Here is a 16,529-nt window from a genome sequence, read left to right as displayed (position 1 = left end):
TTTTGAAATTTATCCAAAATTTTTGTCCTATTTCCAAAACTTTTTCGTCTTAATATATAGAGAACAATTCTCAAAATCAATACTATAAAAGAATTTGAAAAGGAGACAAATATGAATCTATTAAAGAAATCTTTAATAGCACCCTCACTGGCAATACTGCTTTATACGAATCTTCATGCGAACGAAAGCTTTACACTTGAAGAGATGAGTTTAAAAGAGGCAATAAAAACAATATCTAAAAAAGCAAATATACCTTATATGGTAGATAGTAAACTGCTGAAAGATAAAAAATCGCAAAAAATAGAGAATATTCAAGGGCTAAAAAATGCTTTGGATAAGATTTTACAAAACAGCGGATTGGAAGCCTCAATTATAGATGGAACTATTATAATAAAGAAAAAAAGCATTCCCCAAAGCAGTAATTCTTTAGGGAAAGTTGAAATTATATCCGCAAATGCGACAGAAGATACGGATTCATATACAATTGATTCTATGAATACTGCAACAAAATTAAATCTATCTATAAAAGATACGCCACAGTCTGTAGTAGTCATAACAAATCAAAAAATAGAAGATAATAACTGGGAATCAATAGATGATATAGTAAGTAATATAGCAGGGATACAACCTTCTAAATACGATACGGACAGAACTTATATCATGGCAAGAGGTTTTGAGATTGATTATTATCAGATTGATGGAATGCCTACTAGTTATACGGGATATCAACAACAAGATTTGTCAATTTATGATAGAGTCGAAATCGTAAAAGGGGCAAATGGACTTATGACGGGAGCAGGGAACCCAGCTGCTGCAATTAATCTTGTAAGAAAACACGCCAATTCTAAAAAGCTAACGGGAGATATAACTTTAAAAGCAGGTTCATGGGATAGATACAAAGGCTCTATTGATATTACGACTCCTTTAAATGAAGCAAAAACAGTAAGAGCAAGAATAGTAGCAAGTTATGCAGATGAAGAGTCTTACAAAGATTATTATAGCAAAGAGACAAGCGTGTTTTACGGTGTTATTGATGCAGATATAAGCGATAATACAAGACTCTCTTTAGGTGCAAGTTATCAGGAAAATAGACCTGAAGGTACAACTTGGGGAGGAGTACCTGCATATTTTAGCGACGGTTCATCTACAAGTTTTCATCCCGAAGACTCTTTTACACCTGATTGGACATATGGAAAAACCAAAACTAAATCTGCTTTTGCAAGTTTTGAACACTATTTTAATAATGATATAAAAATAAATGCCAACTATACGCATATGGAGTATGATGCTCATTTAAAAATGGCACTTATGACGGGATACAGCCATTTTCCTGACAGTACAACAGGGATTGATCCCACAAGTGATTTTCTTTCAAACTCTTTTACTCAAACAGATACTGATGTTTTAGATATTTATACCTCTATTCCTTTTGAACTGGCAAATAAAAACCATGAAATAATTGCAGGAGTAATGTATCATAAAAAAAATGAGGATAATTTTAGCAAAAGTGCTTTATCTTCTATAGATACCAGTTCAAACAGTGTTTTTTCTTGGGATAGTGATGTAAAAGAACCTTCTTGGAATAAAAAAAGCAGAACAGGCGAAAAAACAACAAAACAAGAATCTGCTTATATAGTAGGTCGTTTTTCACTAAGTGATGATTTAAAACTGATTGCAGGAAGTAGATTAACTACATATAAATATAACAACAAATTTTCAAATTACGATTATAAATACGATAATGAAGTAACTCCTTATGCCGGAGTAGTTTATAGTTTAGATGAAAATCATTCTGTTTATGCAAGTTATACGGATATATTTAAAGCCCAAGATTACAAAGATAAAAGCGGTAATTATTTAGATCCCAAAGAGGGTAAAAGTTACGAAGCAGGAATAAAAGGAGAGTATTTTGACGGAGCATTAAATGCCTCTTTGGCAATCTTTAGAATTGAACAGGATAATGTTGCCCAATCAGCAGGTACAAATAGCAGCGGAGAGACTTACTATACACTTGAAGAGGGAGTAACAAGTAAAGGTGTAGAATTTGATCTTTCTGGTGCAATAAATGAAAACTGGAATATGAGTTTCGGGATTTCTCATTATGAAGCAAAAAATTCAGATGATGAAAAAGTATCTACAACGATTCCTAGAACACAATTTTTATTATCTTCAACATACAAAACAGGAAGTTTAACCTTTGGAGGAAGCGTAAAGTGGCAAAGCAAACTTTATGATGATGTAACTAATCCAGTAGGAGATTCGGACAGACTTCAACAAGAGAGTTTCTATCTTGTTAATGCTATGGCAAGATATAACTTTACAAAAAATTTATCGGCTCAATTAAATATCAATAATCTTTTTGATAAAGAGTATTATTCAAATATTGTTTATGATGCTCAATATGTATACGGTGAACCTAGAAACACCACATTAACGCTGAAATACACCTTTTAGATTTATAAAGAGACTTTTGTCTCTTTATAAAATTTACGCATGGATTTCAAGAAAGTATATTCTCCCAAATTTTACAAAGTATTGGAATCCAGCCGTAAGTTTTATTTTACTTTTTAATCTTAAACATAGTTGCATAAAATGCAGGTACATATAAAAGATTTAAAACTGTTCCCCAAAGAATTCCAAAACCTAGAGATACAGCTATTGGCTGAAGCATTACAGACTCTCCGCTTGGGAAAAATATTAAAGTAAACAATCCTAGCATTGTGGTTATTGAAGTAATTAGTATCGGTCTTACTCTTTGTTTTGCTTTTTCAAAAAACTCCTCTTTTGTTTTTGTATGCTGTAGAAAATCTAGCATCACTATACCGTCGTTTATAACAACTCCCGCAAGTCCTAGCATTCCTATCAAAGATTGGGAATTTAGATTTATTCCTATTATCATATGCCCTACAATAGGTCCTAAGATAGTAAAAGGAATCACCGATAAGATTATAAAAGAACTTTTTAAAGATGGAAAGTTTATAAGCAAAGTTATAAAAATCAGAAACATCGCTATTAAAAAAGCTTTTATTAAGTCCAAAGCCATTTTTTCACTCTTCTGTTTTTCTCCGCCAAAAGATATATCGACCCCTTCATCTTTTGCTTTTTCAAAATCTTTTTGAAGTTTTTGTAAAACTTCGCCTGCATTTATTATAGAGTTATCTACATTTGCAAAGATTTTTTTATATATTCTTCCATCTTCTTTATCAATTCTTTCAAAGTTTCTTTCAATACTAAAATCAACAACCTCATCTAAAAGTACGACTTTACCGTCACCGAAAGGTATATAAAAATTTTTAAGCTCTTTAAAACTGTCTTTATAAAAAGATTTTGTCATCACTTTTACTATTCCGTCTTTGTCAAAAGTAGTTGCCTGCTCTTTTTCCAAAAAAAGACTGCTGATTGCTGTTGCTATTTTCGTATCTGTCAAACCTAAAGTTTTTCCATATTGATTAAGGGCATATTTATACTCATTGTCGCTTAACTTGGTATTATCGCTTATATCTTTTACCCCTTTTATCTTTTCAAGTTTTTCTTTTATTTTTTCTATATTATCAATTAAGTTTCTCGTATCATCGGAGTTTAGAAGAATTTCAATATCCGTATTTACGACACCTATTCTTCTTGTTATTACATTATGTTCTACTACATTATCATCTTTTAACAAAGGCAATAAAAGTTTTCTTATTTCTTTCATCGCTTCATTTGTACTTATAAGTCTTGTTTTACTGTTTCTTTCAAAGTCAAAACTTAAATTTAGTACGGGATTTATATAACTCTCTACAAAGTTTTCATCTCTAAAATCCTGCAATACTACAAAAATAGTAAATCCGTTTTCAATTGTTTCACTAGACCCTGTAATATCTCTGTACCAACCTATATAACTATCTACATTTTTTATATAAATATCTTTTGAGTGTTCAAAAAGTATTTTTTCATACTTTTTTGCTACCTCATCCGTTTTATGAAGAGGAATTGATTTATCCAGTTTTACTGATAAAATTATATTGTTTGAATCCATGTCAGGGAAAAACTGAAACCTGCTGTTTTGTATTAAAAAGTAAGATACTAAAGGAATAGTTATAAAAAACAGAAGCAAAAATGTTTTTTTATATTTTATTATTTTATGTAAAATATCTTCATAAATCTTATAAACCCTGCTCCAATCAAGCTGTTTCTCTTTTGCTTTTAAAACATGTTTGCAGTGAAGAGGCAGAAAAAGAAAAGATTCAATAATAGAGGAAAGAATCAAACAAGAGATTACTATAGGAACAAGTTTCATTAAAAGTCCCATTTCACCACTTATTAAAAGCATCGGCAAAAAGGCGAAAACTGTTGTCATCCCTGCAATTATAACAGGAACTATCATCTGTTTTGTTCCTTTTAAAACTGCGGTTTGTTTCTTTTCTCCTTCATCCAAATATCTTTGAATATTTTCACTTACAATTATAGCATCATCAACAACTATTCCAAGGGCAATAAGCATTGCCATCATTGACATCATATTCAAGCTATACCCCATAAGCTCGATAAAAATAAGCCCTATTATAAAAGAGAAAGGAATTCCGAAGATTATCACCAAAGATATTCTGGCACTTATTAAAATATACATGGCAAAACCTACTAAAATAAGTCCTAAAGTGATATTTGAAATAATTGTTTTTATTCTGTCATTTATCGGTATTGAGTTATCTCTTGTTATAGTTAAAGTTATATCTTTATGTTTTTGCTGTACTTTTTCAACTAATTTTTTAACCTTTTTTGAAAGTTTAATACTGTCTCCCACTTTATCTTTATACAAAGCCAGAGTAATAGTATTTTTCCCGTTAAGTCTTGCAATAGTTTCTTGGGAAGGCAAACCTATTTTTATATCCGCAATATCATTTAAATATACTTTTTTATCATCTATTTCTAAGATAGTATCTTCCCAAAACTTTTTCTCAAACTTATTGTTTTTTGCACTAAGATATATATGATTTCCTACTTGTTCAATATTTGCAACAGGATAGATATAAGAGAGTTCTCTTATTGCGCTTATTACGCTTGTACTGTTTAAGTTATAGCTGTCTATTTTTTTATGATTTAATATAATACTTACTTGTAAATCGGCATCTCCGTAAATAGTGATTTCACTTATATGTTTTATCTGCATTAAAGAGGCTTTTAACTTTTCGGAAATATCTTGGAGTTTTTGCCTTGGAACTTTACTTGAACCAAGGGAAATACTAAGCAAAGACCATTGGGCGTTTATGCTTGAAACAGTAGGTTCGTCCATATCACTCGGAAGATATCTTTTTGCTATACTTACCGCATCTTTTAGATCATTTATAACTTCACTTTTATCTGCTTTTGTTTGAAGTTCTACTTTTATACTAAAATATCCCGAAGAGATATAAGTTGATACTTTTTCTATTCCCGATACGGACTCTATTTGATTTTCTATCTCAGCAACGGCAAAATTATTTAGATTTTGTGCACTTGCACCGCTATAATATCCCGATATTCTAACTGCTTCAAGTTCTACATTAGGAAAAATCTCTTTAGGTATTTTAATAAAACTAAAAACTCCCAGAATAAAAATAAAAAGTAAAATCGTGTGGTTTAGATTTGAATTTTTCAGAAAATAGTTTATTAGTTTATACATTTATAGTGCAAACCTTAGAGTTTTATATTAATATTGAATATCAATATAAATTATATATTATAAACTATAAATTAGACGTTAATAGAAGTTCTATCAAGACAAGCAGAAGAGTTAAACATAAACAGAAACATAATAATCTGCCTCGAAAATATCATTTTTTAAAAAAGAGCTGTTTTTATATATACAAAAAGATGGTTCAGGTGTTGTTTCATAACCGCTTTTTACAAGCCAGTAAAAATATATCCAGTTAATAAAATCCAAAAACTCTTTATGCAAGCCCTTGAATTTAAATTTGGCATAAACAAGTTTAGGCATTGTAAGAGTAGGAAAAGTTGTATTTATTACCTTTTCATTTACAATAACTCCTGCTGTGTATTTACACTCTTTTAAAGAAGTTATAGCAGGAATATCATGATAGTATCCTATAAGAGTATAATCTTGTATATCATTTTGATACAGCCAGATAATTAACTTCTCCCAAATATTTTTTATACTTTTATCATAACCTTTATGCCTGATATATAAAACCTCTTTTGAACTGTTTTTTATAATCTCGGGATTTACACTCTCATACTCAAAACTTTTTTCAAACTTTACAAGAGTTTTATACCCTCCTTTTTTCCACTCTTTTGGAGTCATGTTAAATCTGCTTTTAAAGAGACGTATAAAAGCGCCGTGGGAACTATAACCGCACATTTTAGCCACTGAAGTTATAGTTGAATTCTTATTTGTTAAAAGAAGCGTTGAAGCTTTTGTTAGTCGAATTGATTTTATTGCTTCATAAATATTTTGTTCAAACTCTTCTTTAAATATCCTGTGCATATGAAATTTGCTTATATCCATATTTATACTTAATTCATCAAGATTTATATCCGTATCAATATGTTTGTAAATATAGTGCATTATATCGTTTGCAATTTTTTTATGTCTTATTACCGTATCTTTTCTCATAAAGATATTATATCTTATAAAAAATTATTTTAAGCAATAATAGTTAATTTTATTAACACTATTAGTAAAGAATAAAAAAGTTTTATTCCCTATAATTTCATCAAATTTTCAAAGGAAAAAGATGAATGAAATAAAAAATTTTACTTTTATGCTTTTTGGCTCGATTTTTTTAGCTTTTGCTACCGTATGCTTTTTAAATCCAAACAGCCTTATCACAGGTGGAGGTATAGGTTTGGCACAACTTTGTTATGCGCTTTTTCCTTCAATTACCTTGGGTATCTGGATTGCAATAATTAGTATCCCTTTGATTTTAATAGGAATGAAATTTTTTGGAAAAGGCTTTGTTGTCAAAACTCTTATTTCAATTGCTCTAATCTCATTTTTCACGGATTTTTTAAAAGAGGTTATAAAAGTGCCTGCTGCAACAAATGAAACAACACTTGCTGCCGTATTCGGCGGACTTTTAGTCGGTCTTGGCGTAGGACTTACGATGCTTGGAAAATCTTCTACGGGAGGAACATCAATAGTTGCAGAAATAATTTCGGCAAAAACAAGATTTAAAACTTCTCAAATTCTTTTGATGATTGACGGTATGATTATGTTTAGCTCGATTTTCGTATACGGTGATGTTGAAAAAGCTCTATTTAGTATAATGGGTGTTTATATAACAACAAAAATAATAGATCAACTTCTATCAGGAAAACCTTCTCAAAAATCAGTAACAATCGTATCTAAAAATATAGCTCCTCTTGCAGAAGAGATCTCAAAACATTTAGGCAGACACGGAACAATTTTAAAAGGAGTAGGATTAAATCAGCAAACGGATAAAACCCTGCTTTTGGTTATTGTGGATTTTTCTAAACTTCAACTTTTAAAAAAGATTATCAAAGAGAATGACGAAGATGCTTTTTTGGTTATTCAAGAAGCTTCTGAATTATATGGAAGAGATTACTAAACAATAATAGTAAAACAAGCTCCTTTTTGCTTGTTCTCTATAATAAGTTCCCCTTTAAAATGGGAATTTATAATAGTTTTCGACATATAAAGCCCTATTCCGCTTCCATTCTCTTTTGTTGAAAAATAGGGTTCAAAAATTTTATTTATATGTTTACTTTTTATCCCGCCTGCATTATCACACACTGTTGTCATGGTTTTACCGTTTTTTACATCAACGGTTATCCATATTTTTGTATCCTTTATCTCTTTTTCTTTTAATTGATCTTTTGCATTGGAAATGAGGTTTAATACAACTTGAGAATACTCATTTTCATAGGATTTAATCTGCTTATCTTTTATAACTTGAAATTCCAGATTAATTGAGTAAATTCCCAATAAAGGTTTCATAATGTCAACAGCTTTTTGCACGGCTTGAGATATCCAAAAAAACTCTTTCTCTTTTGCAGGCTTATAAAAATCTCTAAAACTGTTTATCGTATTTGACATAAAATCTATCTGTTCGTTTGCTTCGTTAAGTTTTTTTGACAAATACTCTTTATCTATTTTTTCATCTTCCAAAGATAATTGGCAGTTCATATTTATAAAACTCAAATGAGTAAGAGGTTGTCTCCATTGGTGAGCTATATTATTTATCATCTCTCCCATAGAAACAAGTTTACTTTTATGTATCAAAAGTTTCTCTTTTTCATTTTGCTTATCTACTAGATTTTTCAACATAAGTCCAAGAGCAAAACTAAAAATTAAAGATTCCAAAGGAGCTATCATATGAATAACATAAATTCCGCTTATTGCAAAAAAATGGTTCTGAGCTAAATATACGAATAAACAGACCAAAAACCAGCCCAATGTATAAATAATTGCATATTTATTACCTTTGTAAACAGCTATTAATCCGGCTAAAAAAGGAATTAAAAATCCAATAAAAAAAGGCATATATTCATAAAGAATAGAGTATTTAAAAATCAAAATTGCCAAAATGTCTAAAATATTTAATAGTATAAAAAAGTTTATTACCAAATTCATTTTAGGCATAATTTTTTTTGCTTGAAGAACCTCTTTTGCAAAAAGAAGAGTAAATAAAAATCCCGAAGTTTCAAAAATATCTTCAATAGCTTGAGCCCAGGCAAAATCTTGGTTTGGATAAGACTTAAAACTAAAATAAACAAACCCTATTAAAGATAAAAGTACAAAAAACTGCATAATAGAATAATAAAGAAAAAACTTCTTCCTAGAAGAAAAATAGATAATAAGATAATAAAGAAAAGCACAAAAAATTATTCCGTAAGCAATACCGTAGAGTATTCCTTCATAGTGAAGCAGATAATCATGTTCAAATTCGTTTATTATACTAAATCGAAACTCTCCGATTTTTGCTTTTTCATATTTATAATTGAAAAATAGACTTTTGGGAGTGCTGCTGTCCACTTTTATTATCAAAATTCTATTTTGTTTTATATATTCTGCATTTGTAAAAATAAGATTATCTACATCGGAAACAACGGTAAAATAATAGGTCTCTTTCAACTCTTTTTTTAGATCTACTCTTATAGAAAACTGCTTTACTTTTTTATGCAAATACTTTTTATATTCCAACTTTTTAAAAGTTTGTAAATCTTCCGAGATATATAAACCATTAATAACTTCGGGAAAATAATTTTTTGCAGAAAGAGAACAAAATAGTATAAAAAAAGTAAAAAGAATTTTCATGAGATTAGATCTATTTTATACCCTACTCTTGAAATATTCTTTATTGAGTTTTTAGGAAGCTTTTTTCTTAAATCGCGAACAAGTAATCTTATTGCATTTTCACTCATATAATCATCATACCAAATATAAGATTGTAACTCTTCATAAGTAACAGGATTCGGAGATTTTTTGCATAAAAGATTAATAAACTCTTGTTCGTTTTTTGTAAGATTTATAATCTTTTCATCCTCTTTTAAAACCAAGTGTATAGTATCATAATAACAATTTTCAGCAAGATATTTTCTACTATCTTTATCTTCACATATTTTTTTAGAGCACTCCACAAGCAAGGGATAAATAGTCTCATGCCTTATAGGTTTAGTTAAATATTTTGCCAAACCTAAATCTATGGCATCTAAAAGATATTTTGTATCCGTAAAAGCACTTAATACGATAATCTGTATTTTTTCATTATACTCTCTAATTTTTCTTATCATATCAAGACCGTTCATTTTCGGCATCTTAATATCCGTGATTATAATATGAGGAGACTTCTCTTCTACAAGATTTATCGCTTCAATTGCATCTTTTGCTTCATACACATTATAAAAAAGCCTGTTTAAATATGTAATGGCATTACTTCTAATAAGGTCTTCATCTTCTACATATAGAATTTTTAAATTTTTATACTCGTCTTTTGGCATAAAAGTATTATATTAAAAGTTTTATTAATTTTAATAGTAGTTATCATAATTATAGAGTAAAATAAAAATTTTACTCTATTTTTTAGAAGGTGTATTTAACTGTTAGCATGGCACTTCTGGGTGTTCCATAAACCATACTGTTTGTTCCTCCTCCTTCTCCTATTCCTGAATAGTATTTTTTATCAAAAATATTATTTACATTTAATTGAATATTTGTATTTTTATTTATATTATAACTTGCCATTGCATTTGCTATTACATATGCATTTTGTGTAATTGTTCCGTATTCTGTTTTATTATATTGTTTACTTTTATAGTTTAAACCTCCACCGAAACTTAAATCATTTATCGTATATTTAGTAAATAAATTTGCAGTTGTTCTTGATGAGAAAGTAGCATATTTATCACCGTTTGCATCTTTTGCTTTAAAATTTGCAATACCGAAACTAATATCCCAATTATCATCTACTTTACCGTCAATTTCTATTTCAAACCCTTTGCTGGTAACTCCTTCAGCTGAAACATACGCATCTTTTAGAGGATCTGTAGAGACTTTATTATTTCCGTCTTTTTGTGCTACATTGTCTTGTTCTATTCTAAATATTGATAAAGAAGCATTCATCTTTCCATCAAAATACTCTCCTTTGATTCCTACTTCGTAACTTTTACCTTCAATAGGGTCTAAATAATCACCGTTTACTTTTTGTTCATCCTGAGGTTTAAAAATACTTGTATAACTTGCATAAACAGAGTGTTGATCATCTAAATCATATACTAAACCTACATAAGGAGTTACCTCATCGTTAAATTCTCTATTGCCGTTTCCATCATCACTTCTATACTGCCAATCAGTTATTCTTGCACCTGCAATAAGTTTTAATGTTTCTAATAAAGAAAATTTTCCTACTAAATATGTTCCTTTTTGAGTTGTTTTATTAGGTGATGTAGGAGATGAATAATCCAGTCTCGGTTTTGCTATATTTATATGATTAAAATCAATTATTGCACCGCCTAGATTTGGATATCCCCAATCGTTATATATTAACTCTTGTTTATTATACATAAATCCAAGAATTATCTCTTGATCCAGATTTTTTAAAGTAAAAGGTGCCGAAATATAGGTATCAATATTCTTCTCTTTATCATATTCATCATTTGAATATGCCAATGAAGTATACTCAACTCCCAAATCCGTATCTTTATCAACTCTTCCGCCAAAATATAGAAGTGCCGTATCTGTATATATTTTTCTTTGAGAAAAGGCTACATTAAATGAAATATTTTTGTATAGATATTGTTTAAAATCTCCGTAAATATCTTTTGTTTTTGTATTCCAGTAAGTCCAATCTTCAGAAACAGTATCAGATCTGTCAAAATTAGTTTTACTCCCATTACTGTAAAAAGCAGGCAAACCTCCCCATCTAATACCTTCTCTCTCAAGTTTTTGATAACTTGCACCTAAAGATAAATATGTATTATCAGTCAAATCCATATCTACAACACCGTATACAAGATCGTTTTTCTTTGAGTATCCGTCCATAAAAGATTTTTTATCTTCATGTTTGGCAATAATTCTTGCTCTTACACTTCCTTTCTCATTTAAAGGCATTGAAATATCAGTTGATGCACTGTAAGCATCCCATGATCCTCCCGATAAACTAATATTTCCTTTAAACTTTTTACTATTGGCTCTTTTTCTTACTAAATTAATACTCATTGATGGATTACCTGCTCCTGTCGTCAATCCGTTTGCACCTTTTACAACTTCGATTCTATCATACATTGCCAAGTCAAAATCATTTTGAGCAATTGTAGAATAAGTCGGCATTCCGTCAAATTTATAATAATCTATTTTAAAACCTCTTGCCGTAGGATATAACCTTTCATCCCATCTATTCAAAGTAACTCCCGTTACATTTTCTAACATATCTTGAAAAGAGGTAACTCCCATATCTTTAAGCTTTTGTGTAGTAAGTACACTTACTGCTTGAGGAGTATTTCTTATAGATAAATCCAATTTTGTAGATGTATTCATAGAATCTATCGTATAAGAATCTGTATCTTCACTGGCATTTGATGAAACGATTTCAACATTTCCCAAAGACTCTTTTTTTCTTGAATCTTCAGTAAGCTCATCACCTATAAGCTGCATTTGTAAAACAAAAGCCGTGCATATAGATAGAGTTAATAATTTTCTTTTTTGCATTGTATATTCTCCCATTTTAATGATAGTAATTATCATAATTGATTGGAATTATTTCGGAAAGTTACTTATAAAAACTTTAGTAAAAAACTCTTCATGACAAGCAAAAAAATAATTTTTCTAAAAGTTATAATGAGGACATTTTTTACACATTTTTTTTTAATAAAATAAGAAATGTCAAAATTAGAGTTTTTAAACAGTCATATAAAAAATGCAAAAATCAATACCCAAAAGTTAAAAAATATTCTTTTGTGTTTTACAGAGGATTTAACGGCTAGCCAAACGGCAGAAAGGGTGGATTTAAGCAGACAAACTATAAATAACTATTATAAAATAATACGTACTTATTTAATTGCCCGACAAAATATAACAGATAGTATCCTGCTTCAAAAAGACTCTTTTTTACAAAAAAAATCAATTAATCTAAACTATTTAAAGTTTAACAAAAAAATAATTTATTATATAGAGTATAACAACAGGATATTCTTACTTGAAAAAGAGAACAAAAACTTAACTAATATTTATCCATATATAAGCAATGAATTAAAATTTTCTTTATTAAAGCATAAAAGAGCAAGCAGTGCAAAACTTTTATACAATACCTACGAAAAAAAATATTTTATTGCAAACTTTTTAAAAGATTCAAACAGTTTTGATATTTTTTTAAATGAACGGCTTAAAAAATTCCGAGGAATAAATAAAAACAATTATAAAACACATATTCAAGAGAGTTTTATCAGATTTAATAATGATAAAACTTTTTTATTTAACAGTTTAGAAAAATTTTTCAACCTCTAATTTTTTATACCGTTTTTGTATTTTTATAAAAATCTTTGTAAAATCCCTCTATGAATGAGATTCAAGAAATTAATTATGAAAATTTATTTAATATAAAAAAAAAGATACAAAACCCTTTTTCAAGAGAAATATTTATAACTTCAATTAAAGAAAATATAGGTAAAGGTTTCTCTATTTGGTATGATATGGGGAATGGTATAGCTCTTTTTGCTAGGAAATTTACTCCTAAAAAAGATTTTATAATGAAAGAATCAAGCAATGTTTCAGGAGCTGTATTTATTTTTAATCTAGGAGAAGAGTTTCCTTTTACTTTTAAAGATAATCAAAAATTTCTTATGAAAAAAAACAATTTTCTTATTGGTCTCTCATCAAATGAATTTTATGCAAAGACATATCATAAAAAAGATAAAGAATACTTCATCTTATCAATAGGAATGAAAGAAGAACTTTTTTCAAAACTTGCTCATTCAATAGAAAATATAGATGAATATATGAATAAAGCAAAAGAAAAAAGTTATGAGTTGTTTTATAATAAACAAATTGATGGTCAGCAGTTTGAAATACTAAACTATTTTAAAGATGAAACTTCATATGAAGATTTGTTAAAAAATATTTTTTTGGAATCCAAAACGAATGATTTGATCCATTATACTATTCAAAGAGCAGCAAGGATTTTAAACAATAAAGAATTAGTTTTTAACGATAAAAACCGTATTGCATCTTTAAAAAGAGCAAAACAGCTAATCTTAGAAGAGTATCAAAACAATCTTTCAATAAAAGAGATAGCTTATAAATCAGCTATAAATGAATGTTATTTAAAAAAAGATTTCAAAGCATATTATGGAATAACTATACATGAGATGCTCCAAAAGCAGAGATTAAAAGCAGCAATGCAGCTTCTAAAAAAAGATTTCAGCGTAAAAGAGGCTGCTTTAAAAGTTGGATATAAACATACAGGACATTTCAGTAAGATTTTTTCAAACCGTTTTGGAATAACTCCAAGCCACTACAAAAAACAGCTAAATAGCTAATTTCCTTTTTTTATATAAAATTTTCCCTATATTGACTTTGAAATATTGATAATAAGTATCAATAATGATATTATTCGCTCCATTAATTCATACTAGGAGCAAATAATGAATATAGAGTTTAAAAAGAACAAACTCTCAATCGCACTCTCAATCGCCTTATCAACAAACATATCTTTAATGGCACAAGAAGAAAAAAGTCCAAAAGAACTTGATAGCGTAACAATTATCGGAAATGAAAATTCAGACAAAACTTCATATACCGTGAAAAAAACAAGTTCTGCTACAAAACTTGATTTATCTTTAAAAGAAACACCACAATCTATAACAGTAATAACTGAAAAACAAATTGAAGATCAAAACCTTCAAGATGTAAACGATGTTTTGATTCAAACTCCGGGTATTTCAATGAGACAATTAGGACAAGAAACCGCGGGACATACAACATACTTCGCAAGAGGTATGGAAATTACAAATGTACAAAGAGACGGTGCACCTACATCAGTAGCATCTTTTGGTACACAACAACTTATGGGATTAGAAAGTTCTGCAATATATGAACGAATTGAAATTACAAGAGGTTCAACAGGACTTACTAACGGCAGCGGAAACCCTAGTGCAAGTATCAACTATATAAGAAAGAAACCTACTTCTGAATTTAGGGGAAATGCAAAATTATCTTACGGAAGCTGGGATAATTATAAAGGTCAAATTGATATCTCAGGTGGTTTAAATGAAGATAATACAATAAGAGGAAGATTTATATCTTCTTACGGTGAAGGGGATAATCAACAAGATAGATATCATCAAGATAATAGTTTAATTTACGGTGCTTTAGATTTCGATTTATCTGATAATACACTTTTAACTACTGCCTTCTCTTATCAAAAAGTAGATGCAGATAATGTGGCTGTTCATCATGTTGCTACAATAGATACAAATGGGAATAAACAAACAATTTTCGGAAGAGATAAAAACCCGGCAGCTGATTGGACGTACAGTAATACTGAAAAAACAAATCTTATTTTAGGCTTAGAACATTATTTCAATAATGACTGGAAAGCAATTGCTAATTACTCATATACAAAAGCAAAAGTAGATAGACTGGTAGGACTTTCAAGAACAATATTAAATACTAATACTGGAAATATAGAAGGGATGGCATTAAAAGCTAAAAATACTCCTGAAGTTCACGCAATAGATCTATATGCCCAAGGCAAATTTAAAGCATTTAAACAAGAACATCAATTATCTTTTGGAGCAAATGGATATAGTGTTAATTCAGATGATCCTTCTTATAATTCAGCTTTAAATCTTACTGCTGCAATAAAAGGGTATGACGGGAATATTCCTAAACCGACTTTCACTTCAAACGGAAGAACAAAAGTGGATACAAAAGAGATTGGAGCTTTTATTGCTTTAAATTTAGAGTTATCTGATCCTTTACATCTTATTTTAGGAAGTAGAATAACTAAATTTGAAAGAATAAATAACAAAGGAAAACCCACAGAACAAAAACAAAAAGAGAATGGGAAAGTTATTCCTTATTTAGGACTGATTTACGATATAAATGAAAACTTCTCTACTTATGCAAGTTATACATCTATTTTTAATCCAACTTCCACAAATAAAGATACAAGCGGTAACTTCCTTGATCCTGAAGAAGGAAATACAGTAGAGTTTGGTTTAAAATCAGAATTTTATGATGGTTTATTAAATGCCGGTATTGCATATTTCATAACAAAACAAGATAATAAAGCTGTTGTAGACGGAACAAATTTAACTCCAGACGGTAATCAAGCTTATAAAAGTGTTGACGGTGCTGAAATAAAAGGTTGGGACTTAACTATTAGCGGTGAGCTTTTACCAAATTGGAATATCTCCGGAGGATATACATATACTGATGCAGAAGATGAAAAAGGAGATCGCTTATCCTCAGGAGAGATACCTAAACATATATTTAAATTGTTTACTAGCTATAAATATAATAAATTAACTATAGGTGCAGGAGTTAATTGGCAAAGTGAAATTAATACAACATATACTCGTTACGGTCTTAATAAAAAACTGCAACAAGAAGCTTATACTATAGTTGATGCTATGGCAAGATATGAAATTGATAAAAACATCGATGTTCTTTTAAATATTAATAATCTATTTGATGAAGAGTATAGATATTATCCCGGACAAGGTGGGTATGGTGATGAAAGAAACTATACCGTATCTTTAAACTATAAATTCTAAGAAGTAAAAATATGATAGGAAACATATATAAATCTTTATCAACTCCTGAAAAAAAAGGAAGAAAAATAGGATTATTTAGAATAGTAACCGCCATTTTCGGCGGTTTGTTAATTTCATATTTAGGCATGACTCTTGTTGCTTTTTTAATCCCTTTGCCAATCGAAGAAACAGCTGTTATTTCAATTATGTTTAATACTTTTATCTGGGCTTTAGCCTCAACTTGGATAGCTTTATCATATACAAAACTCTCCGCTTTGTTAAAAACTCTGATTCCCACGTTAGTTTTTAGTTTTGCACTATATGCTCTTTATTAAGGT

The 16,529-nt window shown here is 29.2% G+C and carries 11 protein-coding genes; 6 read left to right on the top strand and 5 right to left on the bottom strand.

Features of this window, described 5'->3' with window-relative positions:
• The first annotated feature begins 111 nt into the window (after nt 1-111).
• On the top strand, nt 112-2,454 hold the full coding sequence (locus tag AANAER_RS02570; RefSeq protein WP_129082895.1) for a TonB-dependent siderophore receptor: 2,343 nt from the start codon (nt 112-114) through the stop codon (nt 2,452-2,454).
• 106 nt (nt 2,455-2,560) lie between these two features.
• Here AANAER_RS02570 and AANAER_RS02565 read toward each other — a convergent pair whose 3' ends face one another.
• Nucleotides 2,561-5,641 carry an efflux RND transporter permease subunit gene (locus AANAER_RS02565; RefSeq protein WP_129082894.1) on the bottom strand — a complete coding sequence of 1,027 codons (3,081 nt, stop codon included), beginning with the start codon at nt 5,639-5,641 and terminating at the stop codon, nt 2,561-2,563.
• A 111-nt stretch (nt 5,642-5,752) separates the two neighbouring features.
• Nucleotides 5,753-6,592: an AraC family transcriptional regulator gene (locus AANAER_RS02560; RefSeq protein WP_129082893.1), complete on the bottom strand. Its 840-nt coding sequence runs from the start codon at nt 6,590-6,592 to the stop codon at nt 5,753-5,755.
• A gap of 121 nt (nt 6,593-6,713) precedes the next feature.
• On the opposite strand from AANAER_RS02560, the gene AANAER_RS02555 reads away from it, so the two are divergent.
• Entirely contained in the window at nt 6,714-7,547 is an 834-nt protein-coding gene (locus tag AANAER_RS02555; RefSeq protein ID WP_129082892.1) for a YitT family protein, read from the top strand.
• Here the strand turns inward: AANAER_RS02555 and AANAER_RS02550 are convergent.
• From AANAER_RS02550 to AANAER_RS02540, 3 genes are all read right to left on the bottom strand, one after another.
• Nucleotides 7,544-9,256, bottom strand: a complete 1,713-nt coding sequence (locus AANAER_RS02550) for a sensor histidine kinase (protein WP_129082891.1) — start codon at nt 9,254-9,256, stop codon at nt 7,544-7,546. The genes AANAER_RS02555 and AANAER_RS02550 overlap by 4 nt on opposite strands.
• Entirely contained in the window at nt 9,253-9,939 is a 687-nt protein-coding gene (locus AANAER_RS02545; protein WP_129082890.1) for a response regulator transcription factor, read from the bottom strand. Before AANAER_RS02545 ends, AANAER_RS02550 begins: the two co-directional genes overlap by 4 nt.
• Nucleotides 9,940-10,021: 82 nt before the next feature.
• Entirely contained in the window at nt 10,022-12,145 is a 2,124-nt protein-coding gene (locus AANAER_RS02540) for a TonB-dependent siderophore receptor (RefSeq protein WP_129082889.1), read from the bottom strand.
• Nucleotides 12,146-12,316: 171 nt separating this feature from the next.
• On the opposite strand from AANAER_RS02540, the gene AANAER_RS02535 reads away from it, so the two are divergent.
• The 4 genes from AANAER_RS02535 (at nt 12,317) to AANAER_RS02520 (ending at nt 16,526) form a co-directional block, all read left to right on the top strand.
• Nucleotides 12,317-12,940: a hypothetical protein gene (locus tag AANAER_RS02535; protein ID WP_129082888.1), complete on the top strand. Its 624-nt coding sequence runs from the start codon at nt 12,317-12,319 to the stop codon at nt 12,938-12,940.
• A 50-nt stretch (nt 12,941-12,990) separates the two neighbouring features.
• The gene (locus AANAER_RS02530) at nt 12,991-13,971 is read left to right on the top strand and encodes a helix-turn-helix domain-containing protein (RefSeq protein ID WP_129082887.1); all 981 of its coding nucleotides are present in this window, start codon (nt 12,991-12,993) and stop codon (nt 13,969-13,971) included.
• Between the two features lie 105 nt (nt 13,972-14,076).
• Nucleotides 14,077-16,212, top strand: coding sequence for a TonB-dependent siderophore receptor (locus AANAER_RS02525; protein ID WP_129082886.1), 2,136 nt, complete (start codon nt 14,077-14,079; stop codon nt 16,210-16,212).
• Nucleotides 16,213-16,223: 11 nt separating this feature from the next.
• Nucleotides 16,224-16,526 (top strand): hypothetical protein, encoded by a 303-nt coding sequence (locus tag AANAER_RS02520; RefSeq protein ID WP_129082885.1) that lies wholly within the window; start codon nt 16,224-16,226, stop codon nt 16,524-16,526.
• Nucleotides 16,527-16,529: the final 3 nt, after the last annotated feature.

This window comes from Halarcobacter anaerophilus (assembly GCF_006459125.1).
Lineage (GTDB): Bacteria > Campylobacterota > Campylobacteria > Campylobacterales > Arcobacteraceae > Halarcobacter > Halarcobacter anaerophilus.
The sequence above is the reverse complement of the archived record's forward strand: the minus strand, read 5'-3'. Positions and strand labels throughout refer to the sequence as shown.

Bases quoted from the DNA above. Each gene is read 5' to 3' on its own strand.
- AANAER_RS02570 (WP_129082895.1), top strand. From the start codon at position 112: ATGAATCTATTAAAGAAATCTTTAATAGCACCCTCACTGGCAATACTG.
- AANAER_RS02565 (WP_129082894.1), bottom strand. From the start codon at position 5,641: ATGTATAAACTAATAAACTATTTTCTGAAAAATTCAAATCTAAACCAC.
- AANAER_RS02560 (WP_129082893.1), bottom strand. From the start codon at position 6,592: ATGAGAAAAGATACGGTAATAAGACATAAAAAAATTGCAAACGATATA.
- AANAER_RS02555 (WP_129082892.1), top strand. From the start codon at position 6,714: ATGAATGAAATAAAAAATTTTACTTTTATGCTTTTTGGCTCGATTTTT.
- AANAER_RS02550 (WP_129082891.1), bottom strand. From the start codon at position 9,256: ATGAAAATTCTTTTTACTTTTTTTATACTATTTTGTTCTCTTTCTGCA.
- AANAER_RS02545 (WP_129082890.1), bottom strand. From the start codon at position 9,939: ATGCCAAAAGACGAGTATAAAAATTTAAAAATTCTATATGTAGAAGAT.
- AANAER_RS02540 (WP_129082889.1), bottom strand. From the start codon at position 12,145: ATGCAAAAAAGAAAATTATTAACTCTATCTATATGCACGGCTTTTGTT.
- AANAER_RS02535 (WP_129082888.1), top strand. From the start codon at position 12,317: ATGTCAAAATTAGAGTTTTTAAACAGTCATATAAAAAATGCAAAAATC.
- AANAER_RS02530 (WP_129082887.1), top strand. From the start codon at position 12,991: ATGAATGAGATTCAAGAAATTAATTATGAAAATTTATTTAATATAAAA.
- AANAER_RS02525 (WP_129082886.1), top strand. From the start codon at position 14,077: ATGAATATAGAGTTTAAAAAGAACAAACTCTCAATCGCACTCTCAATC.
- AANAER_RS02520 (WP_129082885.1), top strand. From the start codon at position 16,224: ATGATAGGAAACATATATAAATCTTTATCAACTCCTGAAAAAAAAGGA.